At 54.1% G+C, this 24,318-nt stretch carries 28 protein-coding genes; 11 read left to right on the forward strand and 17 right to left on the reverse strand.

The window, feature by feature from the left end:
- Positions 1-113: 113 nt before the first annotated feature.
- On the reverse strand, positions 114-1,487 hold the full coding sequence (locus G5574_RS00790) for an MATE family efflux transporter (RefSeq protein ID WP_164481863.1): 1,374 nt from the start codon (positions 1,485-1,487) through the stop codon (positions 114-116).
- A gap of 193 nt (positions 1,488-1,680) precedes the next feature.
- Here G5574_RS00790 and G5574_RS00795 point away from each other — a divergent pair, with 193 nt between their 5' ends.
- Positions 1,681-2,349 (forward strand): riboflavin synthase, encoded by a 669-nt coding sequence (locus tag G5574_RS00795; protein ID WP_033741155.1) that lies wholly within the window; start codon positions 1,681-1,683, stop codon positions 2,347-2,349.
- Between the two features lie 187 nt (positions 2,350-2,536).
- Here the strand turns inward: G5574_RS00795 and cfa are convergent, their stop codons facing one another.
- Complete coding sequence (gene cfa / locus G5574_RS00800) at positions 2,537-3,685, reverse strand: cyclopropane fatty acyl phospholipid synthase (RefSeq protein ID WP_033741158.1); 1,149 nt, start codon at positions 3,683-3,685, stop codon at positions 2,537-2,539.
- Positions 3,686-3,969: 284 nt separating this feature from the next.
- Entirely contained in the window at positions 3,970-5,172 is a 1,203-nt protein-coding gene (punC, locus tag G5574_RS00805; protein WP_164481864.1) for a purine nucleoside transporter PunC, read from the reverse strand.
- Between the two features lie 108 nt (positions 5,173-5,280).
- Between punC and punR the strand changes: the two genes are divergently transcribed.
- Positions 5,281-6,186 (forward strand): DNA-binding transcriptional activator PunR, encoded by a 906-nt coding sequence (gene punR / locus G5574_RS00810; RefSeq protein WP_110267577.1) that lies wholly within the window; start codon positions 5,281-5,283, stop codon positions 6,184-6,186.
- Here punR and purR read toward each other — a convergent pair.
- Positions 6,183-7,208 (reverse strand): HTH-type transcriptional repressor PurR, encoded by a 1,026-nt coding sequence (purR, locus tag G5574_RS00815; protein ID WP_006118983.1) that lies wholly within the window; start codon positions 7,206-7,208, stop codon positions 6,183-6,185. The two genes, punR and purR, sit on opposite strands and share 4 nt — an antisense overlap.
- Before the next feature lie 282 nt (positions 7,209-7,490).
- Here purR and cydH point away from each other — a divergent pair, with 282 nt between their 5' ends.
- Positions 7,491-7,580 (forward strand): cytochrome bd-I oxidase subunit CydH, encoded by a 90-nt coding sequence (cydH, locus tag G5574_RS00820; RefSeq protein ID WP_100208612.1) that lies wholly within the window; start codon positions 7,491-7,493, stop codon positions 7,578-7,580.
- Here the strand turns inward: cydH and G5574_RS00825 are convergent.
- Together G5574_RS00825 and G5574_RS00830 are read right to left on the reverse strand one after the other, a co-directional pair.
- A complete protein-coding gene (locus G5574_RS00825; protein WP_164481806.1) occupies positions 7,567-7,791 on the reverse strand; it encodes a hypothetical protein in 225 nt (74 codons plus the stop codon). The genes cydH and G5574_RS00825 overlap by 14 nt on opposite strands.
- Positions 7,792-7,870: 79 nt before the next feature.
- The gene (locus tag G5574_RS00830; RefSeq protein ID WP_164481865.1) at positions 7,871-8,689 is read right to left on the reverse strand and encodes a C40 family peptidase; all 819 of its coding nucleotides are present in this window, start codon (positions 8,687-8,689) and stop codon (positions 7,871-7,873) included.
- A gap of 364 nt (positions 8,690-9,053) precedes the next feature.
- Between G5574_RS00830 and G5574_RS00835 the strand changes: the two genes are divergently transcribed.
- A complete protein-coding gene (locus G5574_RS00835) occupies positions 9,054-9,389 on the forward strand; it encodes a Grx4 family monothiol glutaredoxin (RefSeq protein ID WP_170317969.1) in 336 nt (111 codons plus the stop codon).
- Between the two features lie 38 nt (positions 9,390-9,427).
- Here the strand turns inward: G5574_RS00835 and rnt are convergent, their stop codons facing one another.
- The 4 genes from rnt to G5574_RS00855 form a co-directional block, all read right to left on the reverse strand.
- A complete protein-coding gene (gene rnt, locus G5574_RS00840; RefSeq protein WP_164481866.1) occupies positions 9,428-10,099 on the reverse strand; it encodes a ribonuclease T in 672 nt (223 codons plus the stop codon).
- 122 nt (positions 10,100-10,221) lie between these two features.
- Positions 10,222-10,629, reverse strand: a complete 408-nt coding sequence (gene gloA / locus G5574_RS00845; RefSeq protein WP_033741163.1) for a lactoylglutathione lyase — start codon at positions 10,627-10,629, stop codon at positions 10,222-10,224.
- Between the two features lie 113 nt (positions 10,630-10,742).
- Entirely contained in the window at positions 10,743-11,840 is a 1,098-nt protein-coding gene (nemA, locus tag G5574_RS00850; protein ID WP_039340582.1) for an alkene reductase, read from the reverse strand.
- Between the two features lie 46 nt (positions 11,841-11,886).
- On the reverse strand, positions 11,887-12,489 hold the full coding sequence (locus G5574_RS00855; RefSeq protein WP_164481867.1) for a TetR/AcrR family transcriptional regulator: 603 nt from the start codon (positions 12,487-12,489) through the stop codon (positions 11,887-11,889).
- A 124-nt stretch (positions 12,490-12,613) separates the two neighbouring features.
- Here G5574_RS00855 and G5574_RS00860 point away from each other — a divergent pair, with 124 nt between their 5' ends.
- The 4 genes from G5574_RS00860 (at position 12,614) to G5574_RS00875 (ending at position 15,077) form a co-directional block, all read left to right on the forward strand.
- Entirely contained in the window at positions 12,614-12,904 is a 291-nt protein-coding gene (locus G5574_RS00860) for a DUF1289 domain-containing protein (protein ID WP_191091045.1), read from the forward strand.
- A 65-nt stretch (positions 12,905-12,969) separates the two neighbouring features.
- Positions 12,970-13,866 (forward strand): aldo/keto reductase, encoded by an 897-nt coding sequence (locus G5574_RS00865; protein WP_033741168.1) that lies wholly within the window; start codon positions 12,970-12,972, stop codon positions 13,864-13,866.
- Positions 13,867-13,948: 82 nt separating this feature from the next.
- On the forward strand, positions 13,949-14,467 hold the full coding sequence (gene sodC, locus G5574_RS00870; RefSeq protein WP_054633889.1) for a superoxide dismutase family protein: 519 nt from the start codon (positions 13,949-13,951) through the stop codon (positions 14,465-14,467).
- Between the two features lie 142 nt (positions 14,468-14,609).
- Positions 14,610-15,077: a hypothetical protein gene (locus G5574_RS00875; RefSeq protein ID WP_039340576.1), complete on the forward strand. Its 468-nt coding sequence runs from the start codon at positions 14,610-14,612 to the stop codon at positions 15,075-15,077.
- Here G5574_RS00875 and G5574_RS00880 read toward each other — a convergent pair whose 3' ends face one another.
- The 3 genes from G5574_RS00880 to G5574_RS00890 are packed head-to-tail and all read right to left on the reverse strand — an operon-like array spanning position 15,078 to position 18,180.
- Positions 15,078-17,078: an FUSC family protein gene (locus tag G5574_RS00880; protein WP_164481868.1), complete on the reverse strand. Its 2,001-nt coding sequence runs from the start codon at positions 17,076-17,078 to the stop codon at positions 15,078-15,080.
- Positions 17,075-17,932, reverse strand: a complete 858-nt coding sequence (locus G5574_RS00885; RefSeq protein ID WP_216850765.1) for an efflux RND transporter periplasmic adaptor subunit — start codon at positions 17,930-17,932, stop codon at positions 17,075-17,077. Before G5574_RS00885 ends, G5574_RS00880 begins: the two co-directional genes overlap by 4 nt.
- A gap of 5 nt (positions 17,933-17,937) precedes the next feature.
- Positions 17,938-18,180 carry a DUF1656 domain-containing protein gene (locus G5574_RS00890; protein WP_164481870.1) on the reverse strand — a complete coding sequence of 81 codons (243 nt, stop codon included), beginning with the start codon at positions 18,178-18,180 and terminating at the stop codon, positions 17,938-17,940.
- A 143-nt stretch (positions 18,181-18,323) separates the two neighbouring features.
- On the opposite strand from G5574_RS00890, the gene slyA reads away from it, so the two are divergent.
- On the forward strand, positions 18,324-18,761 hold the full coding sequence (gene slyA, locus G5574_RS00895) for a transcriptional regulator SlyA (RefSeq protein ID WP_006118997.1): 438 nt from the start codon (positions 18,324-18,326) through the stop codon (positions 18,759-18,761).
- 46 nt (positions 18,762-18,807) lie between these two features.
- On the opposite strand, the gene slyB is transcribed toward slyA, so the two are convergent.
- The gene (gene slyB / locus G5574_RS00900; RefSeq protein ID WP_006118998.1) at positions 18,808-19,275 is read right to left on the reverse strand and encodes an outer membrane lipoprotein SlyB; all 468 of its coding nucleotides are present in this window, start codon (positions 19,273-19,275) and stop codon (positions 18,808-18,810) included.
- A 282-nt stretch (positions 19,276-19,557) separates the two neighbouring features.
- Here slyB and anmK point away from each other — a divergent pair, with 282 nt between their 5' ends.
- Positions 19,558-20,679, forward strand: a complete 1,122-nt coding sequence (gene anmK, locus G5574_RS00905; protein ID WP_164481871.1) for an anhydro-N-acetylmuramic acid kinase — start codon at positions 19,558-19,560, stop codon at positions 20,677-20,679.
- 49 nt (positions 20,680-20,728) lie between these two features.
- Here anmK and G5574_RS00910 read toward each other — a convergent pair whose 3' ends face one another.
- On the reverse strand, positions 20,729-20,962 hold the full coding sequence (locus G5574_RS00910; protein ID WP_006119000.1) for a DUF4060 family protein: 234 nt from the start codon (positions 20,960-20,962) through the stop codon (positions 20,729-20,731).
- 228 nt (positions 20,963-21,190) lie between these two features.
- A complete protein-coding gene (locus G5574_RS00915) occupies positions 21,191-22,402 on the reverse strand; it encodes a diguanylate phosphodiesterase (RefSeq protein WP_006119001.1) in 1,212 nt (403 codons plus the stop codon).
- A gap of 701 nt (positions 22,403-23,103) precedes the next feature.
- Here G5574_RS00915 and G5574_RS00920 point away from each other — a divergent pair.
- Positions 23,104-23,379 carry a hypothetical protein gene (locus G5574_RS00920; RefSeq protein ID WP_033741176.1) on the forward strand — a complete coding sequence of 92 codons (276 nt, stop codon included), beginning with the start codon at positions 23,104-23,106 and terminating at the stop codon, positions 23,377-23,379.
- A 171-nt stretch (positions 23,380-23,550) separates the two neighbouring features.
- On the opposite strand, the gene budC is transcribed toward G5574_RS00920, so the two are convergent.
- The gene (budC, locus tag G5574_RS00925) at positions 23,551-24,315 is read right to left on the reverse strand and encodes a meso-2,3-butanediol dehydrogenase (protein ID WP_033741178.1); all 765 of its coding nucleotides are present in this window, start codon (positions 24,313-24,315) and stop codon (positions 23,551-23,553) included.
- Positions 24,316-24,318: the final 3 nt, after the last annotated feature.

Raw genomic sequence — 24,318 nt, forward strand, 5'->3', positions numbered from 1 at the left:
ACAGCGCAGAAGGCTGGCAAGGGGAAAAACGCAAAATTGCAAATGAATGAACATCATCTGTGCGAAGCGTCGTTTTTTTGAACGTAACGGGCCTGTTACGGCCCGTTCTGCTTTTAACGCGATGCGCGCGAAAGGATTAACGCGGCCGGGAGTTGCTGCAAACGCCGAACCCGCCACAGCATCATGACGGCGGCTGAGGTCAGGCCGACAATAAACCCACACCAGAATCCTGCCGGGCCCATGCGCGGCACCACCCAGTCGGTCAACGCCAGGATATACCCTGAAGGCAGCCCCAGTAGCCAGTAGGCGATAAAGGTTATAAAGAAAATAGACCTTGTGTCTTTGTAACCGCGCAGGATACCGCTGCCAATCACCTGAATGGAATCCGAAATCTGGTAAATGGCGGCCAGCATCATCAGTTGAGCAGCCAGCGTCACTACGTCGGGGTTATCGTTATAGAGCTGCGCAATGTGATGGCGGAAGGTCACCGTAAAGATCGCCGTAAGCACGGCCATACTCACGCCCACGCCCTGCGCGGTCCAGGCGGACACGCGCGCCTGTTCGGTTGATCCCTGACCCAGACGATAGCCCACGCGAATGGTTGTCGCGACGCCCAGTGACAGCGGCAGCACGAACATCAGTGAGCTGAAGTTCAGGGCAATCTGGTGACCGGCCACATTCACAATGCCCAGCGGGGAGACTAACAGCGCCACCACGGCAAACAGAGTCACTTCAAAAAACAGCGCCAGGGCGACAGGCAGGCCCAGACCGGCCAGACGTTTCAGAATGGCGGCCGAGGGCGATGACCAGCGCTGTTCAGGCCGGATATCCTGCATGCTGCGCATGCGCCGCACCCAAAAGCGCATACAGATAAACATCGCCCAGTAAACGGAGGCGGTGGCGACGCCACAGCCCACACCGCCCAACGCGGGCATACCAAAATGCCCATAGATAAAGACATAGTTGAGCGGAATGTTGAGCATCAATCCCAGAAAGCCCAGCACCATGCCGGGCTTGGTTTTAGACAGCCCTTCGCACTGGTTACGCATCACCTGAAAAAACAGGTAACCCGGCGCGCCAAACAGCAGGGCATGCAGATAACCTTCCGCTTTTTCAGCCAGCAGCGAATCGATATCGTGCATCGAGCTAATAAAATAGCCCGCGTTCCAGAGGACCAGCATAATGAGCAATGAGAGAAAAAACGCCAGCCAAAACCCCTGACGAATCTGTTCAGCGATGCGCTCGCGGCGACCTGAACCATTAAGTTGCGCAATGGTCGGCGTCAATGCCAGTAAAACACCATGACCAAACAGGATGGCGGGAAGCCAAATGGACGTGCCAACAGCGACGGCGGCCATATCCGTGGCGCTGACGGCGCCGGCCATAATGGTATCTACAAATCCCATCGCGGTTTGCGCCACCTGAGCCAGGATAACGGGAATCGCGAGGGCCAGCAATTGACGCGCTTCTGTTAAATACTTCTGCACGTAAACACCTGACTTGTGTGATTAATAAGGAAATGAGGACGACTTCAGGCGAAGTCGGCACTAGTGTAACTGCCGCAGCCGATTTCTCCAATCTTTGTCACGCTTTGCGGTTGCGCATCTCTCAGCACGTTGAAATCTAAAAGTTAAGCGCGCCTGTGATAAACTGGAGGCAAACTTCACAGAGGCAAAGATTATGTTTACCGGTATTGTGCAGGGCACCGCAGAAATCGTGTCCATTGAAGATAAAGGTTTATTCCGTACTCATGTTGTCCGGCTTCCCGCTGAACTGGTGCCAGGACTGGCACTTGGCGCATCCGTGGCCCATAACGGCTGTTGCCTGACCGTTACCGAGATTAACGGTGATTTGGTGAGTTTTGACCTGATCAAAGAAACCTTACGCGTGACCAATCTGGGCGACTTGCGCCAGGGCGACGTGGTGAATATTGAACGCGCGGCCAAATTCAGTGATGAGATTGGCGGACACCTGATGTCGGGCCATATCATGACCACGGCAGAAATTTGCAAAATTATCCGCTCTGAAAACAACCGCGAAGTGTGGTTCAGGATTCAGGATCCTCTGCAGATGAAATACATCCTGCACAAAGGATTTGTCGGCATTGATGGCATCAGTCTGACCGTGGGTGATGTGACAAAAACGAAGTTCTGCGTCCATTTGATTCCTGAAACGCTGGAGCGTACCACCCTGGGAGCCAAAACCTTTGGCGATCGGGTCAACATTGAAATCGATCCCCATACACAGGCCATTGTGGATACGGTAGAGCGCGTGCTGGCGCAGCGTGAAGCCGCTGCCGTGAAGGCACTTGCGGAGCAGGCCGATCAGCCGGAAGCCGATCACGAATAAGGCCCGCCTGGCAACAATCTTGTTGTCATCCGCATGCGGGTATTGCAAAAAAAGCAGCCCTGTTATCAGGGCTGCTTTTTTATCGGGAAACCGCTGACGCGCCGTCGCGTTTCGTCGCCCCGGCATCTCAGCCAACCGACCTGAGCCGGTTCGGGCAATGCGCGGCGCTAAACCGCAGCGCGTCCTGTTACCGTGCTACGCGCAATCCTCCCTCTATGCCTCGGCTAAACACCACCTGCCATAGCTGGATCTCGCGGGCGCGAAACGCACCCGCGCAGGCATTCAGATAGTACGTGAACATGCGGCGGAAGCGTTCGTCATAGCGCCCGGCAAGCTGCGGCCAGGCATGTAAGAAGCGTTCGTGCCAGGCCATCAATGTCGTGTCATAGTCCGCGCCAAAGTTATGCCAGTCTTCCATAATAAAATGGGGTTCGCTGACGTCGGCGATATGGCGCAAAGAGGGCAGGCAGCCGTTCGGAAAGATATATTTGCCAATCCAGGGATCGACATGCATATCCGTTTTGATCGCGCCTATTGTGTGAAGCAGGAAAATCCCGTCAGGCTTCAGGTTGCGATCGACCGTAGCAAAATAGGTGGGGTAATTTTTAGGCCCGACATGTTCAAACATGCCCACGGACACAATGCGGTCAAACTGCTGATCGAGATCGCGGTAGTCCTGCAACAGGATTTGGACATCCAGCCCCTCACAGCGCTGTTGAGCCAGTTTTTGTTGCTCTGCCGAGATGGTTACGCCCTGAACGCTCACGCCATAATTTCTGGCGGCAAAGGCCGCCAGGCCGCCCCAGCCGCAGCCGATATCCAGCAGGCGCATTCCCGGTTTGAGTTGCAGCTTGCGGCAAATCATATCGAGTTTGGCTTCCTGCGCCGCCTCAAGCGTGGTGGCGTCTTTCCAGTACGCGCAGGAATACTGCATGTAAGGATCCAGCATCAGGCTGAAGAGATCGTTGCCTAAATCGTAGTGGGCTTTACCCACCTGCCAGGCCCGCTTTTTGGATTGCAGGTTCACCAGACGCGCCAGCGCAATACGCAGGATGTCCTGAATATGATGCGGCAGTTGCTCGTCGAGTTTATGCTTCAGCGCCCGATGAAAAAACATATCCAGCCGCTCGCATTCCCACCAGCCATCCATATAACTCTCGCCCAAGCCCAGGGATCCTTTCTGCAGAACGCGTTTGAAAAAATCGGGGTGTTTAACCTGAATATCCCAGGGCCGCGAACCGTTAATTTCAATATCGGCTTTTTGCAGTAACTCCTGAACGATGCGATACCAATGGTTACGTTCGATGCCTACTTCTTCTACACATGATGAACTCATAGCCACTCCATCATCAGAACCGTCAGAACCTGAGAAAAAGCAGGAGCTGTTTCTCAGGATTATGAGAAAAGTCACAGATGACGCCTTGCGCCAGACAACAAAAAGGGTACAGAGAAGAGAAAACGTCGGTATCCATGCAGCGTTGCTCACACAGATGCCGTCACAGCCTGAAGGCTGTGTGAAACATTTTTATTATGATGACAGTGCGAGTGGGTCTGGCAGAGGAGGCACACTGGCAGACCCTGATTCAGTCAGTGAAAACGGGTAACACGCAAATCGTTGCCTCAGTGATTATCCTGGCAGGGATGTGCAGATGAGGCAATATCAGTTTGTGCGCCGGCGCGGCGCTTTAACTGATAGCCCATCCATGCCAGACCAATCGTCACCATCATAATTAGCGTGGTCGTAAACAGAGCCTGGATCAAGCCTGCGGACACCGCAAGGCTGGCGGCAAAACAGAGTCCGAGCTGAAGCGTGTTCTGCAATGCCGCCGCTTTCCCGGTGGCATTTGGGAAGGGCAGCAGCGCACTGGACACCACAATCGGATAAATCGCGCCATTTGCCAGCGCCATGCCGCAGAACGGCACCAGTAACGCCGTGAGTGACGGGCTTCCCGAAAGCGCGACGGCAAACAGCGCCCCGACACTCAGACTATAGACGCCGAGCAGCCACGGCAGCAGCGTTGCGCCAGAAAACCGGTTGAGCAGCGCACGGCAGCCAAACCCGCCGATTAAAAAGGCGATGGTTTGGGGAATATAACTGAGCCCGATATCCGCAGGAGACAGACCAATTTCAGCCAGAATAAACGGCGAACCCGTCAGCCATGCAAAAAAACTGGCCGAGCAGGCGGAATACATCAGTACGTTACCGCTGTAGGCACGTGCGCGCAGCAGCGTCAGAAACCCAGGCTGCGAAGCAGGGGAACGTTGATTTTTTTGCGGCGAAGGCAGGCGCAGCGTGACCAGGATGAGCGCCACAGCAATTCCCGTCAGCACCGCAAAAATGGCGCGCCAGTGAAAATGGCCGATCAGCCAGGCGCCCAGTAACGGCGCCAGGGCGGGAGACAGCGCGACGAGCGGCATAATGGTAGCAAAGACTTTATTGGCCTGTGACTGAGGATAGCGATCAACGACCAGCGCCTGCCAGCTGACGGCCGCCGCGCACACGCCGATAGCCTGTACAAAACGCAGTACCAGCATCAGGATCACATTATCTACCCACAACATACCCGCACAGCCCAGAGCAAACAGGACGAGGCCTGCCAGCAGCACCGGCTTACGCCCCAACCGATCAGATAAGGGGCCCCAGACCAGTTGACCACAGGCAAAACCGGCCAGAAACAGACTCATGCTGGCGCTGATCATCCCGGCTGACGTGCTAAAACTTTGCTGCATAGCGCCGAAGGCGGGCAGGTACATATCGGTTGCCAGAAAGCCCAGCATACTGAGCACGGCAAGATAGGGAATAAAGCCTTTTGAAGCGGACATCGGGTTCTCATCAGTTGCAGAATAAACGCGGGGCAGTGTAAAAGCTGTACTTCACGCTGTGAAACGGTAAAATTTGCCTGTTGCTGTTAAAAATTTTGAAGGCAAATTATGTGGTCTGAATATGCGCTGGAAGTGGTGGATGCGGTCGCACGCGGTGGCAGCTTTAGCGCGGCCGCCCAGGAACTGCACCGTGTGCCTTCTGCCATCAGCTATACCGTTCGCCAGCTGGAAACCTGGCTGGCTGTGCCGCTGTTTGAACGCCAGCACCGGGAGGTGATTCTCACCCCGGCGGGCGAGCATTTTGTGCGGGAAGGGCGCAGCGTTATCAAAAAAATGGATGCCACACGACGTCAGTGTCAACAGCTCGCCAACGGCTGGCGCGGTCAGATTGGTATTGCCGTCGACTGCATCGTCAAACCGCAGCGGACCCGGCAGTTTGTCAGGGATTTTTACCGCCATTTTCCCGACATGGAGTTGCACATCAGCTATGAGGTCTTTAACGGCGTCTGGGATGCGCTGGCAGACGGGCGAGTGGATGTGGCGATAGGTGCGACACAGGCGATTCCGGTGGGGGGGCGTTTCGCCTTTCGCGATATGGGCACCCTGAACTGGCGTTGCGTGGTGGCGCGTCAGCACCCTCTGACGCAGGTTGCTACGCTAGATGATGAGGCGTTGCGCAACTGGCCTTCTCTGGTGCTGGAAGATACGTCGCGCGCGTTACCGCGTCGTATGACCTGGGCGCTGGATAACCAACGCCGGCTGGTGGTCCCGGACTGGCAAACCGGTCTGGACTGTGTGCGCGCCGGTTTGTGTGTCGCGATGATACCGGGCCATTTAGCGCGGCCCTTACTGGACAGCGGCGAGATGGCAGAGCTGAACTTACCGCAGGCGTTTCCGGAAAGTCCCTGCTGCGTCAGCTGGGCGGAAGATCGCGCATCACCGGCGCTGGGGTGGTTACTCCAGTACCTGGGCGATGCGCAAACGCTAAATCAGGAGTGGTTGAGCGAGGATTAACGGCGATAATCGCGATAAGGACCATAGCCCACCGAACGTCGCTCAATAAGCGTCGGGTGGACTTCAATTGTCTGCGACTCTTCCCGCTTACTGGTGATGCGATCTAACAACATCTCCAGCGCTTTCTCACCCAACTGGGCTTTAGGCTGATGCACCGTGGTCAGTGCCGGGGTGAAATAGCGCGCATTGCGCACATTGTCGTAACCGATGACGGAGATATCCTGCGGCACGCGCAGGCCCATTTCGTCGGCCGCGCAGATTGCGCCCATCGCCATGATGTCGCCCCCACAGAATACGGCGCTTGGGCGCTGCTTCTGTGACAGAATCTGCTGCATGGCCTGATAGCCAGATTCGGGTTCAAAGTCACCCTGCACAATCCATTCGGCACGTGGCTGAATACCTGCTTCTTCCAGCGCCTTGAGGAAACCGGCATGGCGACCGCCTCCCGTGTTACGCTCCATCTGGCCGGGAATGGCACCAATATCGCGATGACCACGCTCAATCAAATAACGTCCTGCCAGATAACCGCCCTGGAAAGCATTGTCCAGTACGGTATCGGTAAAGTCGGCACGGGATTCGCCCCAGTCCATCACCACCATCGGAATATTGCGGTTCGCTTCCAGCATTTGCAGCAGATCATCCGGATACTCTGAACACATCACCAGAAGCCCGTCAACGCGCTTTTGCGCCATCATCGACAGATAGGCGCGCTGTTTTTGCAGGTCATTATGTGCGTTGCCCAAAATCAGGGTATAGCCTTTATCGAAGCAGTGATTCTCAATGGCTTCGATAATTTCAGCAAAGTAGGGCGCTTCACTGGACGTGGCGAGCAGGCCCAGCGTTTTGGTGTGATTCACCTTCAGGCTACGCGCGACTGCGCTGGGAGAATAATGCAGTTCCCGAATCGCTTCCCACACCGCTTCGCAGGTATTTTCTGCGACAAAGCGCGTTTTATTGATGACGTGTGAGACGGTCGTGGTGGACACGCCCGCACGCTTCGCCACATCTTTAATTGTTGCCATGTAAATCGAACTCCCGGGCCTATCTAAATTATTGATAAGCATATTGTTAAACGTTTGCGTCAGCGGACGGTTATTTCTGCGAAAAACATCGCTTTTCTGTCCGGTATTGAGTCATCAGGGCAGGAAATAACGTCTGAAAAGGGCGCGGACGCAACCGATATTGCGCGCTGTTGCGCAACAAAGGGGGGATTCTAACAAGGCTGTGCGGATAAAACGAGATTTTTACCCACGCGTATGTGAAAATGCTTTCACCTTACAAACGTCAGGGTTAAAGGAGAGGGGATGAGTACCGATTTAAAACTGTCATTAATGACGACGGCAGCCGCACTGTTAATGATCATCGCGTTTAGCTTCACCGCTATTCTGCACTAGCCGCATTCGTTTGCAGCGACGCTATACTGGCTGACTGGCTGACTGGCTGACTGGCTGACTGGCTGACTGGCTGACTGGCTGACTGGCTGACTGGCTGACTGGCTGGCTGACTGGCTGGCTGACTGGCTGACTGCGCGTCCAGCCTTGCCGGTGATACGTCCTGTCTGTCAGACCGTATCACCGGCAGGTGCGGCATTTTCGCCTGGAACATCCGGCTGCACAATCGGGGTGAGGTGGGCAATAAAAAAGCCGGGAAGTTGCCTTTCCCGGCTTTTTTGTATGAAGGACGTTTAGCGAACGGTCTTTGGCGTCATAACGCGACGCGCACCAATATAATGGCGCTGCCAGTAATCTTCGCTCAACGCACTGATTTGAATATCTTTACCGGTACGCGGTGACTGAATGAATTTACCGTTGCCCAGGTAAACCCCGACATGATCTGCGGTTCCACGCCCGTTGATGCGGAAGAAAACCAGATCGCCTTTTTCAAGGGATTCGCGGTTGACCGGTGCTGCATCCCGCAGATGGTACATTTCGTTAGCGGTACGGGGGATCTTAAACTTCACGACGTCTTTGTAGGCGTACCATACGAGGCCACTGCAATCAAAACCCGTATGGGGCGATTTGCCTCCCCACTGATAACGCTTGCCAAGTTGCCCCATCAGTTTTGCCATCGCCGTTTCACGCGCTTTCTGGTAACGCTGGCGATGCGCTTTACTCATTTTAATGGTGCCGGTTTCGGTATTGTCTGCCGTTAACGCCTTCGCAGCACGTTGATGACCATACCGTTTTTTGCTGGCGGCATTGGCGGCGACTTTTTTGCTCAGCGTCTTGTGCGAGGCAGTCGTTTTAGCGAGCGTTTTGTGCGTGGTGGTGTGAGAGGTCGTTTTGCTGGTTTTCGTGGTCTTACTGACTTTCTGAACAGCGGAGGTGCGACTTTTTTTAGATGAGGCTTTAACCGCGCGTCGTTTGCGCCGATCATCGTCGCGCGCACTTTTTTTCTCTACCTTATGCAAGCTGGCCTTAACCGTCGCATGCGGGGAGGCAGCAGCGATGTTAAAGAAGAGTTGCGCAAAAGCCAGAATAAGAAGCGTAATGATTGAACGCATAGTCCGTTTACTGGTTAAGCTGTCAGATCAAACAGGTCTCTGACAAAGTTAAGAAAAATCTGATCACCGATCAGCGCCGAAGTCATTCTAGTCCAGTTTTTTTTAAAAGAGTAAGTCCTTTTTTTATTAATTGATGGCCTGGATAAAAATCAGGCATAAATCAGGAATTTCAGTCTCTTATAACAGCAAATTCATTGCAAATTATGAATACATTCATAGTCTTTGTCACAGTTTCCTGCGAATGCCTGACCAGCCTACTTAGCAAACATGGCGATTTAACGTCGGACGAGCCAAAATCTCGTTTTCAGTCCTGGCGTGAAGTCGCTACAATAAAGAAACACGAAGTGACGAATTAAGGAAGGCAATAATGAGTACTGTAGAAAAAATTCAGCGCCAGATCGCAGAAAACCCGATCCTGCTGTACATGAAAGGTTCGCCGAAACTGCCAAGCTGCGGTTTCTCTGCGCAGGCGGTCCAGGCGTTGTCTGCCTGTGGTGAGCGCTTTGCTTACGTGGATATTCTGCAGAACCCGGATATTCGCGCAGAGCTGCCAAAATACGCCAACTGGCCCACGTTCCCGCAGTTATGGGTTGATGGCGAACTGGTCGGCGGCTGCGACATTATTGTTGAAATGTTCCAGCGCGGCGAGTTGCAGCCGTTAATCAAAGAAACCGCTGAGAAGTTTAAAGAAGCGGAATAACTGAAAAAGGCCGACCTCGTCGGCCTTTTTTACGCGCGTTACTCGGTTGTTTCTCCACCCGTCGCCGACGCTTCCGTTACAGCTAACGGCCAGCCTCCCAGCCGTTTCCAGCGGTTAACCAGCTCACAAAATAAGGTCGCCGTTTGCTGTGTATCATAGAGCGCGGAGTGCGCCTGACTGCTGTCGAATGCCATTCCTGCGGCTTTGCAGGCTTTCGCCAGCACGGTCTGGCCCAGCACCAGTCCGCTCAGCGCAGCCGTGTCGAAGGTCGCAAAGGGATGAAAGGGATTGCGTTTCAGGCCCGCACGTTCCGCCGCCGCATTCATAAAGTTCAGATCAAACGTGGCGTTGTGAGCGACCATGATGGCGCGGTTGCATCCGGTCTCTTTGATGCCTTTTCGCACCATTTTAAAAATGGCATGCAGGGCCTCATATTCGCTGACTGCGCCGCGCAAAGGATTCGTGGGATCGATGCCCGTAAACGCCAGCGCTTCAGGGTGCAGGAGCGAACCGACAAAGGGTTCCACATGAAAATGCAGCGTCTCGTCGTGATGAAGCCAACCCTCATCATCCATTTTCAGGGTGATGGCAGCGACTTCCAGCAGCGCATCGGTTTGCGCATTAAAGCCCGCCGTTTCAACATCGATCACGACAGGATAAAAACCACGAAAGCGTTGATTGAGTGCGTTGGGGGAAGACGATTCAGGCATCAGGATCTCATTGCAGAAAAAGGGCAGCGCGTAGTATGCCAAAAAAGCGCACTCTCTGCAGCAGATGTGGGCGAGGGAAGTAAGAATCAGCCTGCAGGAGGCAGGCTGATGGGCGGTAACGGTTAGTTACCGAGGCCGTGACCGGCATGTTTGTTTTCGATCAGCTCGATCTTATAACCGTCAGGATCTTCAACGAAGGCGATGATGGTGGAGCCCCCTTTCACCGGGCCCGCTTCACGGGTCACGTTGCCGCCGTCGTTACGAATACGTTCACAGGTTGCCGCGACATCATCAACGCCCAGCGCAATGTGGCCATAAGCATTCCCCAGGTCGTAGCTGTCTACGCCCCAGTTATAGGTCAGTTCAATCACCGCGCCTTCGCTCTCTTCGGTGTAGCCGACGAACGCAAGCGTATATTTATATTCAGCATTTTCGCTTTGACGCAGCAGACGCATGCCCAGCACACGGGTGTAAAAATCGATTGAGCGTTGTAAATCGCCAACGCGCAGCATGGTATGAAGTAAACGCATAATTTCCTCTTTAAAAAAACGTCATCCCCGGATGACATAAATACGCAGTATAGCGACGATCATCGCCAAACAATAACCGCAGCCGTGACACCTTCTCACGGCTGCCTGCTGTTTTACAGCGCAGGATAATCAGTATAGCCCTCTGCGCCACCGCCGTAGAACGATTCGGGACGTTGTGGGTTAAGCGGAGCATCTTTTTGTAAACGCTGCGCCAGATCCGGGTTGGCGATGTAGTCACGACCAAACGCAACGGCATCGATCAGGCCACGGCTGATCAGGTCATCGGCTTTTTCGACGGTGTAAGCGCCGGCACCAATGATGACGCCCGGGAAGGTATCCCGCACTTTCTGGCGGAACGCATCGCTGTAAGGCGTGCCGCCTGCCCAGTCCGGTTCGGACATGTGCAGATAAGCGATGTTGCGTTTCGCCAGCTCAGCGATAAACCACAGCGCATCTTCTTCTTCGTTCGGACCGTTATCCAGGTTCTGGAAACTGCCAACAGGCGACACGCGAATACCTACGCGGTCTGCGGACCAGTTAGCAATGGCGGCATCGACGACCTCCAGCGCAAAACGGCCACGGTTTTCCACGCTGCCGCCGTAGGCATCGGTACGATGGTTAGACGACGGCGACAGGAACTGATGCATCAGATAACCATGAGCAGAGTGCAGTTCCAGCAGGTCGAAATCAGCTTCACGCGCATTGGCGGCTGCCTGACCAAAATCCGCCACAATCTGCTGGATTTCACTGACGCTCAGCTCGCGCGGCATCGAGGTATCTTCGCGATACACGCTGCCGTCTTCAGCACGCAATGAGGTGCGGGTGCCTGCCGGAATGGCGGACGGTGCAACCGGTGCCTTACCTTCAGGCTGAACGCTGTTATGTGAAATGCGGCCGGTGTGCCAAAGCTGGACTGCGCTGTGGCCGCCTGCCTGATGAATGCCTTCATTGATGACTTTCCACGCGGCAATTTGTTCCTGCGTGTGCAGGCCTGGCGCGCCCGCATAACCTTTCGCCTGGAAGGAGACCTGAGTCGCTTCAGTGATAATTAACCCCGCACCCGCACGTTGGCGATAGTATTCGGCCATCAACGGCGTCGGGATATCGCCGGGTTCGATGCTACGTAAACGTGTCAGTGGGGCCATAAAGACACGATGAGGAACGGTAATTGCGCCCACTTTTAACGGACGAAACAACTGAGTACTCGCCATAACAACTCCTTTCAAGTAGACCGGTCGTCTACAAATGGTGGTTTTTTTAAACCAGCGGTTTTGTTAGCCACTGTTCGATGGTAATTAAGGCCAGCCGCATAGGCTGTGCATTACGGGATAGCTTGCTCTGTAAACTCGCACCCAGCCAGAGAACATACAGCAGTTCAGCCAGTTGCTCCGGAGGCGAGGGCAGAGATAAATCCTCTTCGTGCTGTGCCTGCGTCAGCGCCTTAACATAGGCGGCGATAACGTGGCTGGCTCCCTGCTGCAAGGCTATGCGCATAGGCTCTGACAGGTCGCAGACTTCGGCTGATAATTTTACGCTCAGGCAGCCCACAATATTGCCCTGCCGTTCAAACAGATCGAGCGCATGGCGAAAATGGGCCAGTAATCGCTCACCCGCCGATCCCGCAGGCTGGAAGAGCTGCTGCTCAAGGTTCTGCAGGTAACGGACAAAGTACCGCTCAAGCAACGCCACGCCAAAGGCTTCTTTAGAGGGAAAATAGTAATAAAACGATCCCTTAGGGATCTGCGCCTGATCCAGTAGCTGGCTCAGGCCCATGCCGGTAAAGCCCCGTTGCAGGCAAAGCGATTCGCCTGTCGTCAGCAGGTGTTCCCGGGTTTCATTACGTTGCGGCATCTTATTCATGGGGGTCATCCTGGTAGACCAATCGGTCTAATGCAAACTTTTATCGCGCGCCAGGCACGCAGTGTTAAATTGAAAGCGATTTAGAGTGAATAAATTGTTCAAGTTATGATTATTTCTTGCACAAATGCCGGACTCTGGCTTCAATAGACGTATCACCGTTTCAGTAGAGGCCGTTGTGGCAGAGCAGCTTGAGTTTTTTCCGGTACCCAGTCCATGCCGGCGTATTTGCGAAACCGATTCACGTGGCTACTGCAAAGGCTGCCTGCGTAGCCGTGAGGAACGTTTTAACTGGCTGCAATACAGCGACAGTCAAAAGCGTGAGGTGCTCCGCCTCTGCCACCAGCGCCGTTTGCGCCTGTTACGTCAGCAGCACAAAGAAGAACCGCAGGAACCGCAACAACCCACCTTATTCTGACCGCATGGTGATTTCCGTTATACTCCCTGACACACATCCAGCCTCAAGGCCACAGGGAGAACACTATGTTACAACCGCAAGCCATCGCGCCACAGGGCCCCGACTTTTCACCGCTGATTATGGGCTATTGGCGTTTGATGGAATGGGGCATGACACCACAGCAGCTGGTGGGGTTTATTGAGCACCATCTTTCACTGGGCATTTCGACAGTCGATCATGCCGACATTTATGGTGATTACCGCTGTGAGGCCGCATTTGGTGAGGCGCTCAGACAGGCCCCGGGATTACGTGATCGGCTGCAGATCGTCACCAAGTGCGGTATCGCGACCCGCGCAAAACCTGAACACCAGATTGGCCATTACATTACGGAAAAAGCGCATATTGTGGCCAGTGCCGAACGCTCGCTGGGACATTTCAATACCGATCGCCTTGATCTGCTGTTGATTCATCGCCCCGACCCGCTCATGGCGGCCGATGAGGTTGCCGAAGCCTTTCTGCACCTGCATCAGGCAGGCAAAGTGTTGCATTTTGGCGTGTCCAATTTTACCCCCTCGCAGTTTGCCCTGCTGCAGTCTCGTTTGCCGTTTAGCCTCGTGACCAACCAGCTTGAGATCTCACCCGTTCAGCAACATGTTCTGCTTGATGGATCGCTGGATCACTGCCAGCAGCAGCGTTTGCGCCCAATGGCCTGGTCGTGCCTGGGGGGCGGACGTCTGTTCAGCGATCCGCATTTTCAGCCGCTGCGCGACGAGCTGGAAGCCATTCGTCAGGAGATCGGGGCATCAAGCCTTGAGCAGGTCGTCTATGCCTGGGTGATGCGTCTGCCGAGTAAACCCTTGCCCATCATCGGGTCAGGCAAAACCCATCGCATTACAGAAGCGGCAGGGGCGGCCGGGCTGACGCTCAGTCGGCAGCAGTGGTTCCGCATCCGCAAAGCCGCACTGGGCTATGACGTGCCCTGAGCGTAAACATTCGTCAATTTGCGGCAATCTTTGCGCTACGGGGCCAGGCTTAAGCTGAACCCCAGAGCAAAAAGGAGCCACAATGAAAGTGAACGCAATTGCGATAGCGACGCTGTTAGCCTGCGGTGCCGCGCAGGCGGCCAGCGAACAGGTGACAATTCATGCCGTTTCGGCGCAGGGAATCGGCAATGCCATCGGCACGGTAAATATTGAAGAGACGCAATACGGTTTGCAACTGACGCCCATGCTGGAAGGACTGAAGCCGGGCATTCACGGTTTTCATGTCCATGCGAAAGGCAGTTGTGAACCCGGCGAATCGGAAGGAAAAAGGGTGGCCGCGGGGGCGGCAGGGGGGCATCTTGATCCGGCGAACACCGGCAAGCACCTGGGGCCCTATGCTGAGGGCCATTTAGGCGACCTGCCTGCGCTCTATGTCGATGCGCAGGGTAAAGCCACCTATCCGGTGCTGGCACCGCGCATTAAAACGCTGAGCGAGGTGAAAGGCAAAGCGTTGATGGTGCATGTGGGCGGGGATAACCATGCGGATCACCCACAACCTTTGGGCGGTGGCGGGGCACGGTTTGCCTGCGGTGTTATCTGACGCTGTGTGTCGCTGATGGCGGCAGATTTTGCCGTCATCACGGCTTTTCGCTTGTTGACAATTTGTTGTAGCATCATCGTCTTATTCCCCCCTATGATACTGATTCCCGTTACAAAGCCTGACAAACTGAGGAGCAGTGCAAATGAAATGGAAGGGCGCCTGGCTACTGTGTCTGTTGCTGGCAGGATGCGATAAACCCAATGATACGCAACTGATCACAGAAACAGGACGTGAACTGCAGCGCACCATTGATACCAGTTCAGCACGCCTTCGCTGCGAAGAGATTGCGAAGGGCCGTGAACGGCTCAGTCGGGATGTGCGGCAAAAGCTTGAAGCGCAGCATTGCCAGAATGTTCTGCGCAGCGCCACGGAAACCAATTTCACGGATACCACCATTTACCGGCATAACACGACAATGATTTGTGGTGGCATCCTGGGCAAAAGTTTTACGGGGTCGATGATTTACCGGCGTTTTATCTATTCACCCGACGAAAAAGCCCTGGTGATTGAGCCTGTTTCCGAAGCCGATAAAACCCGGTTCGAAGGGCAAAAAACCGTTCAGCAACTTCAGGATGATTTTAACCGGCAGCACCAGCAGTATTGCCAGTAATCAGTCGGGAATCGCCTGTTTCAGCTGCGCCAGTGAACAGCGCAACCGCCACAGCAGGCCGGCCAGGGTGCTGGCGTCGGCACTGTTGACACTAAGCGCCTCTTCTGTGAGGCCCTGAAGCGCGTCCAGCGCGGTGTCCAGGTGGCGATGCTGCACACCGTGTAAGCTCATAATATTCTGCAGATTGTGCAATGCTTCGCTCCGGTACTGGTTCAGTATCGGGGTGTCTGTTTGCCAGTCACGCAGTTGCCAGACGAGATGGGAACAGTTAAGCAGAACGACGCCCCAACGCAGTAGCCAGACGCGCGCCGTTTCATCTTTACTGTTACTGAGTTGACCAATTTTATGATAAATCAGCGACTCAAAACGGTTTTGATCCCGGTGGGGATGCTGACGAAGCTGATCCAGAAACGCCAGCCTCAACGCCTGGATATGGCGACGGCTGCGGCGTGAATCGGAGCTGGGACGCAGGATCTGGAAAGCCAGCCAGGCCAGCAGCACACCGCAGACTTTCGCTATGTTATCGTTCACGAACCCCTGATAATCCCAGTCGGGCGGATTGGTGACGGCCAGAAACGACCCCAGAAAAACAATAAACTGGCCCCACATCGCCGCCCGCTGTTTTTGCTGTACCCGGAACAGTTGTAGCGTCAGCAGCAGCGGAAACAGGATGGCAAGCAGTTGCCACAGCTGATTAAACTGCACCATCACACCAAATTTAAACAGCACGCTAAAAGCAAACAGCCAGAGCAATGTTTTCAGTAACAGCGTAATGCTGCCTGTGGGCGAAGGGGCCGACGCGTAAAGGACACAGGCAATCGCCGTAAACGTAAGGGCTGAGGCACCCGAGGTCCATTGTGTCGCGATCCAGAATGCGCAGCCTGCCACGATGATGCTGAATGTTCGTAGCGCACTCCAGCCGGCTTCTGCGCTGTCACTTTCGCTGGCCAGCGCAGACACTGCGGGCGGCTGAAAGCGGGTATCGGCATCAGCCTGTTCCAGCTGCCTTATCCAGCGCAACACATTGAGGTACATCCAGCAGAAGTAGCGCAGCCGCTGACAAAACGCCCGTTGCCGGTAATCACCATCGCTGGCAGGGGTGATGCTGCGTAACAAAGCTGCCAGCCGGTACTTATCACAGTCCGGTTTTGCCAGCTCCTGCGTAATGCGTGTTAAGGCCAGATACAGCGCTTCCGGCGCATCTGGCCAGTTCAGCAGCATGCGCCGCAGGCTGGACAGGACGCTGGTCAGACGAAGCTGCTGATGCAGGATATAGTTCAGAACGTTATTTTGGCGACGAAAGCGGTAATGGCTCCAGAATGCCTGGATACGCAATAAATTCATGGTCAGGATCTGGCCAATCACCGCTTCGTGAGCGTGACGAATCTCGTCGTTCCGGGTGTCCTGCAAGAGCAGCGTGGCGTGATCCAGCAGACGCGTGTGCATCTGCTTCAGGGCGGAGATCAGGGCTTCACCGTCTGACGTACTGGGCAGGATCATCATCATTAAACCCGCACAGAGCAGCCCGGAAATCACCTCACAGACGCGCGCCTGGGCAATGTCCCACAGGCCACTGATATCGGTCAGATTGACACAGCTGAAGGCAATGATCGCCGCAGTGTACCCGGCCAGCGAAAACCCATAGGCGACATTATTTTGATAGTGGTTGGCCACCCAGGTACACAGCGCCAGCCAGCCTGCGATAAAAAAGGCGAACAGCCAGGGTTCATTAAGCGTATGGCCCGCAATCAGCAAGGCGGCCGTTGCCCCCAGCAGGCTTCCAACAATACGTCCCAGACTCTTACTGATCACACCGCCGATTGTCGGGAAGCTTACCACCGCAGCGGAGGTCATGGCCCAGTAGGGTTCGTTAAGATCCAGTCCATAGGCAATGCTCAGGGCCAGGCACATGGCAGTCGCGTTACGCAGAGCATAACGCCACTGATTGCTGTCCGCTTTCAGCCAGGGCAGGTTTTGCCAGGCCAGTCCGTTGAGATTCATGGTTGTATCGTAATCGTGCAGGTCGTACCGGCGATTAACAGAGCGTTATCCGGGAGAGCAGCGAGACGAATGCGTACAGGAACACGTTGAGCAAGGCGCACCCAGGGCACGTTCGGCTTGATATCGGGCAGCAGCCCACTGTCGGCGTCCAGACTCTGATCGTAAATCGCGCGCCCTATGCTCTCAACCTGACCGGATAACTGCCGGCCCGTACTGTAGAGCGTCACTTGTGCGGCCGCACCCGGACGAATATGGCGCAATTTGGTCTCTTCAAAGTAGCCCACGACATAAAAAGCGTGACTGTCCACCAGCGCAAAAAGCGGAGTGCCAGCCGTGGCGAAATTGCCGGGACGTAGTGTCAGATTGCTGACCCAACCGTCCGTGGGGGCGTTCACGGTGGTTTGCTGTAAATTCCATGCGGCCTGTTCACGCGCGGCCTGCGCGGCCTTGACGTTGGCCTGCGCCGCCGCTGCATTCAGTCGGGCGACATCCAGATCTTCGCCCGAGATGGTATTGCGCGGCAGTTTACTGCGCCGGTTGAATTCATTTTGGGCTTTCGCCATATCGGCCTGCGCCTGGCTCAGCTGTGCGTCGGCTTTATGCAGAGCGATTTGCCAGGGCACAGGATCCAGCGTCAGTAACCGATCCCCTTTATGTACATACTGATTATCGACCACGTTCAGTGCCGTGATCCGTCCCGAAATTTGCGGGGTGATCGTGACCAGCTCGGCACGTACTTTGCCGTCGCGCGTCCACGGTGACTGCATATAGTAGTTCCAGGCCCACCAGGCGCTGAGAAGCGCCAGCGTGAAAACAATCAACGTAGAAAAGTACTTTAATCCTGAAAGGTTCATCTTTTTCATCCGTGCGCTATTAACCAGAGTGCGCCTGTTACACACAACACAAACAGCGAGAGATCGAACAGGGTGGGATGCCAGACCTCACCCGACGCAAGCCAGCCGCGCAGAAGCGGGTGGATAAATAACCAGAGAACAAAGCCGGCCAGCACCGCTTTAAACAGGGGAGGGAAATAGAGTGAGGCGCCGAAAATAAATTCGGAAAGCGGGCTGATGCTGAAAAATCCTTGGCGAATGATATCCATTGCAGTGCAGTATCCTGGAACCTGTGCGTGAAACAATTTCAGCCGAAACTGTTCACTTGGTTATTTGTAATTTAAACTTCGGGCTTGCAAAATGCTATACAATGCAGCTTGATAGCTGCGTACATACATTATAAGGAGATAGCATGGATACCCCTCTCGGCACGGATCTGTCCAGGCTGGTGCGAATCTGGCGAGCACTGATTGATCAACGTTTGAAGCCGTTAGAGCTGACTCAAACGCACTGGGTAACACTGCACAATATCCATCAACTGCCGCCTGAGCAGTCGCAAATCCAGTTAGCGAAAGCCATTGGTATCGAGCAACCTTCTCTGGTCAGAACCCTGGATCAACTTGAGGAGAAAGGGCTGATTACCCGGACCACTTGCGCCCACGATCGCCGGGCCAAACGCATTAAGCTGACACAACAGGCAGAGCCAGTCATTCAGCAGGTTGAACACGTGATTGATATTACCCGGGATGACATTCTCTCCGGTATCAGCCGCGACGAAATCAACCAGATGGTGACGCTGATTGCGCGTCTTGAAAAGAATATTCTCGAACTGCAAAACAAAGAGAAATAAGACCGACGCGCAGTGCGACCGGCACCGGCGTCGGTTGGTCACTGCGTTAACGCGGAGAAACGGTAACCTGACTACCGTCGGTGGCCAACGCAACACGTTGTCCGACTGAGTAACGGCTGGCTGCCTGTTTCTGCACCACCATAATGGTATTGCCGTCATCCTTACGGATTTCCAGTTCAACGCCGTCAGTTTTGTTCATTGCGCCTTGTACGCCCTGACCTGCAACGCCACCCAGCACCGCGCCTCCCGCTGTTGCCAGGCTACGTCCTGCACCACCGCCGATGGTATTACCCAGGAATCCACCCAGTACGGCGCCGCCAATGGCCCCAATGATGTTGCTGTCGTCTCCACCCTGGATTTTAACCGGGCGAACTGAGACTAAGGTACCGTAAGAAACACTTTGTACCTGCTTGGCCTCACTGGCACTGTAGGTATCGCCCGATAACGTATCGGTATTGCTACAGCCCGCCAGCATCGCACCAGTCAAAGCGACCACAATTAAACGCTTAATCATTTGAAACTCCTTTATTCAAGAATGCGCCATCTCTATCGCGAAATCCTGTAAACAGTATAAGACAGAAAACTGGCGAATTAACCTTCTGCGGAATAAAACATGGCTGTCGACAGCATAGACCGCAAATTTTTAACAATGATTCAATCAATCATAAAAATATCCGGGACGTTAACCACCAGACACTTTGTTGATTTAAAACAAAGTAATCGTGGATTCAGGGCCGATATTTTGTCAGGCTACAGGCAGCGTATTCACTTTTTCATCCCGATGAAAGGAACGGCTATGAAATCAGGACGCTACATTGGCGTGATGTCGGGTACCAGCCTTGATGGGGTCGATGTCGTGCTGGCCGCCATCGACGAAAATATGGTGGCGCAGCAGGCGAGCTATTGCCATCCCATGCCGCCCGATCTGCGCCAGAGCATTCTGGCGATTTGTCAGGGCCAGGCAGTGACGTTGTCGCAACTGGGGCAACTGGACACGCGACTGGGCCAGCTATTCGCTGACGCAGTACTGACGCTTATGCAGCGCGAGGCGCTGGAGATGAGCGATGTGGTGGCGATTGGCTGTCACGGTCAAACGGTATGGCATGAACCCCACAGCGCGGCACCCAATACCTTACAAATTGGCGATAACAACCAGATAGTGGCGGCAACAGGCGTGACGGTTGTCGGGGATTTCCGTCGGCGCGATATGGCGCTGGGTGGGCAAGGCGCGCCGCTGGTGCCTGCCTTTCATCAGGCCCTGTTAATGGATGCCACGGAACGGCGCATGGTGCTGAATATCGGCGGTATTGCCAATCTCTCCCTGCTGATTCCGGGGCAGCCCGTGCGCGGCTTTGATACCGGGCCGGGCAATATGCTGCTGGACGCATGGATATGGCGTAATCAGGGGAAAGCCTATGATAAGGACGCGAACTGGGCGCGAAGCGGTAAGGTCAGTCCTGCATTACTCGAAGCGCTACTGCGTGAACCCTGGCTGGCGCGGGTGCCGCCCAAAAGTACCGGACGCGAACTGTTTAATCTGGGCTGGCTTGAACAGCATTTGCGCCACTTTCCCTGCATCGCTGCTCAGGATGTACAGGCCACGCTAAACGAGTTCACCGCCGTGACCATTGCGCAACAGGTGCAACTCAATGATGGCTGCGATCGGTTGCTGGTATGCGGGGGCGGCAGCCGAAATCCGTTGCTGATGGCCCGCCTGGCGGCGCATCTGGCCGGAACAGAAGTCACGACAACCGATACCGTCGGGATTAATGGTGACGACATGGAAGCGCTGGCATTTGCCTGGCTGGCTTACCGCACGCTGTCTGGTTTGCCGGGCAATTTACCTGCGGTGACCGGGGCGCGGGAGAAAAGCATCATCGGAGCGATTTATCCGGCGAATCCGCGCTTTTACCGCTGAGAGAAAGGGGACAGGTTTGTCCCCTGAGCAGAAGGCGCGTAAAACAGCATCAGGCCACGCCGGGCAGGTGCGTCAGTTTACGCACGCCGGTAATGACGGTGGCGACGATCGTTTCACGTCGTGTAATGACTTCAACCTGGTAGTATTTGCTGCGATAGGCAATTGAATAGATAACCGGATGGTATTTGTTTCCCTCACCATAGCGGGACATATGGGCTTCAAGCGCGCGCGAGGCGGCTACGATATGGACGGGTTCTTTATCACCGCGGATGATTTGCTTCATTCAGTTCCTCAAATGCTGTACCTGTGGGGCGCGCCTTAAGACGGCGCGTGACTTCGGCCTTTAACACTGAACATCTGACTGCTTAACATCTTTGATAATTTAAAAACAGCGTGCACGTCGACTATTGCAATGCGATGACACAATCTGAAACGCGCTTCTAATATTTAGCAGCGCGTTTTCAGTCCGGCAAGGAAGAACGAAAAATTCACTTTCCTGCGGATAACCGTCTTATTTTAACTCGGGCCAGGTAACAGAGGAGACGCCGTTGACTTTCGGCCAGGAGAAAAGAAACCCCTGGAATTGTGAAACGCCGGCCGCTTCCAGCCACATCCATTCTTCGGGCTGTTCAATGCCCTCTGCAATCACGGTAATTTCCAGTGACGAACAACAGGCTAAAATAGCGTGCACAATAGCCTGCTTCGGGCCGCTTTTATGCACATTGCTGATAATGCTGCGATCAATTTTTATTTTGTCGGGCTGAATCTGCGTCAGTAAGGATAGCCCGGCATAGCCCGCGCCAAAATCATCCAGTGCCACGCTGATGCCCGCTGCTTTGAGCTGTTTCAGCGCCGCTGCAAAGTCGTCAGGACGGGAAATGATTTCATTTTCGGTAAACTCGACCACGATCTGCTCAGGAACCAAATCGTGGGCGTAGATTTCAGTAAGCAGAAACGTTACGGCATCCGGCACCAGCACCAGCGACATGGGCAACAGGTTGACTGACAGCATAATGCCGTCTATCCCCAGCGCCTTCGCCTGTGCAAAAGCGATGCGTTTGGACTGCAGATCGTCGCGGTAGATGTTCTCCGGCGGGAGGCGTGAAAAGTAATCCTGTTGTGTTTCGCCCTGCGAGCCCCGAAGCAGGGCTTCCAGCGAGACGATTTTACGTGCAAGGGGATCGATAATCGCCTGAAAAGCAAAATTGACGCCTTCGTGATTAATCAGCGCGTCGTCACCTTCGCGCACTTCCTCATCATCACTGATAAAATCCCAGCTTTCCGCTGAGGGAATTTCAAAATAATTCTCTTTTTCCCGTGCTTCGACAAAGGTGCGCAAAAATTTAAGCGCTCTGTCTTCATAGGTCAGCTGATATTTGGTTGTGCCTTTTTCAAGCACGGCATTAAGCACAGTGGTTTTATCGTATTCACGCAGATCAAACAGCTCCATGCCCACGTTACCAAAACGGCGGGAAGGCGCATAATCCCGCATTAATTCCACAATATTATGGTGGCTGGTATCACGGCAGATACGTTCGTAAACCGCCAGTACATCATTCTCTGGACCTTCAAGAACCTGAAAAAAATGGGTGCCATTAAATAATAAGATGCCGGTAACGCTTGATGACTCATTAATTTTATTGGCTTTAGCGACCAGGCCTTCCAGCATTTTCAGTGGAACATGATCAGCGATGTGACTGCGATAGATAATTGTCGACAACATAACGTCTTCCAGATTCTTGTTCTTTTTACCGCACACATTGCCAAAACCCAGACCGGGCGGCCCCGAGCCTGCGTGAATCCCGTTGCAAAATGTGTTTGAGCCAGGCGTTTCCAGCATGGCGCAAGGAGGGTGCTTACCTGTGAGGTTCCGTTGTCACAGACGGGTTAATAGCGTTCAGAACACGCTGTCGGGCATCAACCGATTTGCTCTGGTTTTTTCTTTACCAGCGTGGTATCGCATCGTTTCCATTATATCAGTACTTCGACGTCCGGCGAGGAAATCCTGGTGTCTTTTTTGCAGTTTATGAACGGTTAATAAAGCGGTTTCTCTGCCTCAGCAGTCAGGTTACGCGAGGTAATCAAATTTTCTCTTTCATTGTCTCCTGCACGGGATTTAAAAAGGGTAGTGCCTTGATTTGGTATGATTTTCTCAGCGGGAGGCCAGACGATAAGGCCGAACGTAATGATTAAGACGGCGAACCGAACTTTTCGTATAAACCGTTTTGTAAAACAGGATGCTGATACAACATTAACGGAAGGGCGAAGATGGGTTGCGAATAAATCTCAAAACCACCGTTTTATAATTGCCTGCGTAGTTTTAGGCATAATTCTCAGCTAGTGTTAATGACGCTACATTATTAAATAAAATCATATTTTGCTTTTTCTCACCTGATTGATACAGCAACCACCGGGGGCAGTACCATGCTTAAATCAAGCTACTATTATGTGTGTCCATACAACAGAAGCGGATGGATCATTCATAAAGAAGGCTGTGTTCATCTTTATAACAGCCGTGGCCGGGAATTTATTGGTTCACTGTATAGCCGTCAGCAGGCGCTGACAGTGGCAAAAATCCATCATCCCGAAGCGATTCTGTGTACGGTCTGTCTGAGCCACTATGTCTGTCCCACAGCCGGCAACCGTCTCACTTCCCGTGGCCGTCCGCTGCCGACACGACATACGCCAAAATCATCCTGAATAAGGCTGCGTGATAAAGCAGGGACTATGATGTCAGAAGGCGGAGGGCGCCGGTCAGCCCGACGTGAATGCCAGAAGTTGAAATGGCGGTTGCTGAACCCGTGAAATAACGGGCAGCGGCGCTGTCGTGCAGTCAATAAAAAAGCAGCTGCGAACAGCTGCTTAAGTCGGTTAAGCCTGTTTAGGCTGACCGTTTGAGGCGGTCAGGCCGCCATCGACAGGCAGATTCGCCCCGGTAATGTAGCGGGCGTCGTCGCTGGCAATAAACGCAATCGCATCAGCGATATCTTCCGGCTCCCCGGCGCGACGCAGCGGAATACGGTCGTAGAAGCGTTCAAGCAGTGCCTGATCGTTCTTAACGCCTTCGGTCAGGTCGGTAAACGTAAAGCCAGGACAAATGGCGTTGACCCGCACGCCATCGGTGCCGTAGTCCATCGCCAGTGAGCGGGTAAAATTGGTGATTGCGCCTTTCGCCGCGTTATACACACTCATGCCCCAGTCGCCGCCCAGGCCTGATACTGACGAAATGTTCACGACGTTGCCCCGGGTTTTCAGCAGGGCAGGCATAAAATAGTGCACGCAGTGGAAGACGCCGTCGAGATCAACGCTCATCAGCTTTTTCCAGTCAGCGAGTTCAATCTCGTGAATGCGGCCCTGCACGATGATCCCGGCGTTATTCACCAGCACATCAACGCGGCCATATTTTTCTTCAACGCGGCTTGCCAGGGCCTGAACCTGGTCGGCTTCAGCGACATCACAATCGGCAACCATATGGTCCTGACCCGACAGTTGTGCCGCGACCTTTTCCAGTTTATCCCGGGTACGTCCCACCAGCACAACAGACGCGCCTTCCTCCGCAAAGCGTTTTGCACTCGCTGCGCCAATTCCTGATCCGGCGCCTGTCACTACAACGATTTTTCCTGTAAATCTGGACATGTT

It is taken from the genome of Pantoea stewartii (assembly GCF_011044475.1).
Taxonomy (GTDB): domain Bacteria; phylum Pseudomonadota; class Gammaproteobacteria; order Enterobacterales; family Enterobacteriaceae; genus Pantoea; species Pantoea stewartii.

What these genes read in the sequence shown, in the direction of transcription:
- G5574_RS00795 (WP_033741155.1), top strand. Translation starts at nt 1,681, where the DNA reads ATGTTTACCGGTATTGTGCAGGGCACCGCAGAAATCGTGTCCATTGAA.
- cfa (WP_033741158.1), bottom strand. Translation starts at nt 3,685, where the DNA reads ATGAGTTCATCATGTGTAGAAGAAGTAGGCATCGAACGTAACCATTGG.
- punC (WP_164481864.1), bottom strand. Translation starts at nt 5,172, where the DNA reads ATGTCCGCTTCAAAAGGCTTTATTCCCTATCTTGCCGTGCTCAGTATG.
- punR (WP_110267577.1), top strand. Translation starts at nt 5,281, where the DNA reads ATGTGGTCTGAATATGCGCTGGAAGTGGTGGATGCGGTCGCACGCGGT.
- purR (WP_006118983.1), bottom strand. Translation starts at nt 7,208, where the DNA reads ATGGCAACAATTAAAGATGTGGCGAAGCGTGCGGGCGTGTCCACCACG.
- cydH (WP_100208612.1), top strand. Translation starts at nt 7,491, where the DNA reads ATGAGTACCGATTTAAAACTGTCATTAATGACGACGGCAGCCGCACTG.
- G5574_RS00825 (WP_164481806.1), bottom strand. Translation starts at nt 7,791, where the DNA reads ATGTTCCAGGCGAAAATGCCGCACCTGCCGGTGATACGGTCTGACAGA.
- G5574_RS00830 (WP_164481865.1), bottom strand. Translation starts at nt 8,689, where the DNA reads ATGCGTTCAATCATTACGCTTCTTATTCTGGCTTTTGCGCAACTCTTC.
- rnt (WP_164481866.1), bottom strand. Translation starts at nt 10,099, where the DNA reads ATGCCTGAATCGTCTTCCCCCAACGCACTCAATCAACGCTTTCGTGGT.
- gloA (WP_033741163.1), bottom strand. Translation starts at nt 10,629, where the DNA reads ATGCGTTTACTTCATACCATGCTGCGCGTTGGCGATTTACAACGCTCA.
- nemA (WP_039340582.1), bottom strand. Translation starts at nt 11,840, where the DNA reads ATGGCGAGTACTCAGTTGTTTCGTCCGTTAAAAGTGGGCGCAATTACC.
- G5574_RS00855 (WP_164481867.1), bottom strand. Translation starts at nt 12,489, where the DNA reads ATGAATAAGATGCCGCAACGTAATGAAACCCGGGAACACCTGCTGACG.
- G5574_RS00860 (WP_191091045.1), top strand. Translation starts at nt 12,614, where the DNA reads ATGCCGGACTCTGGCTTCAATAGACGTATCACCGTTTCAGTAGAGGCC.
- G5574_RS00865 (WP_033741168.1), top strand. Translation starts at nt 12,970, where the DNA reads ATGTTACAACCGCAAGCCATCGCGCCACAGGGCCCCGACTTTTCACCG.
- sodC (WP_054633889.1), top strand. Translation starts at nt 13,949, where the DNA reads ATGAAAGTGAACGCAATTGCGATAGCGACGCTGTTAGCCTGCGGTGCC.
- G5574_RS00875 (WP_039340576.1), top strand. Translation starts at nt 14,610, where the DNA reads ATGAAATGGAAGGGCGCCTGGCTACTGTGTCTGTTGCTGGCAGGATGC.
- G5574_RS00880 (WP_164481868.1), bottom strand. Translation starts at nt 17,078, where the DNA reads ATGAATCTCAACGGACTGGCCTGGCAAAACCTGCCCTGGCTGAAAGCG.
- G5574_RS00885 (WP_216850765.1), bottom strand. Translation starts at nt 17,932, where the DNA reads ATGAACCTTTCAGGATTAAAGTACTTTTCTACGTTGATTGTTTTCACG.
- G5574_RS00890 (WP_164481870.1), bottom strand. Translation starts at nt 18,180, where the DNA reads ATGGATATCATTCGCCAAGGATTTTTCAGCATCAGCCCGCTTTCCGAA.
- slyA (WP_006118997.1), top strand. Translation starts at nt 18,324, where the DNA reads ATGGATACCCCTCTCGGCACGGATCTGTCCAGGCTGGTGCGAATCTGG.
- slyB (WP_006118998.1), bottom strand. Translation starts at nt 19,275, where the DNA reads ATGATTAAGCGTTTAATTGTGGTCGCTTTGACTGGTGCGATGCTGGCG.
- anmK (WP_164481871.1), top strand. Translation starts at nt 19,558, where the DNA reads ATGAAATCAGGACGCTACATTGGCGTGATGTCGGGTACCAGCCTTGAT.
- G5574_RS00910 (WP_006119000.1), bottom strand. Translation starts at nt 20,962, where the DNA reads ATGAAGCAAATCATCCGCGGTGATAAAGAACCCGTCCATATCGTAGCC.
- G5574_RS00915 (WP_006119001.1), bottom strand. Translation starts at nt 22,402, where the DNA reads ATGTTGTCGACAATTATCTATCGCAGTCACATCGCTGATCATGTTCCA.
- G5574_RS00920 (WP_033741176.1), top strand. Translation starts at nt 23,104, where the DNA reads ATGCTTAAATCAAGCTACTATTATGTGTGTCCATACAACAGAAGCGGA.
- budC (WP_033741178.1), bottom strand. Translation starts at nt 24,315, where the DNA reads ATGTCCAGATTTACAGGAAAAATCGTTGTAGTGACAGGCGCCGGATCA.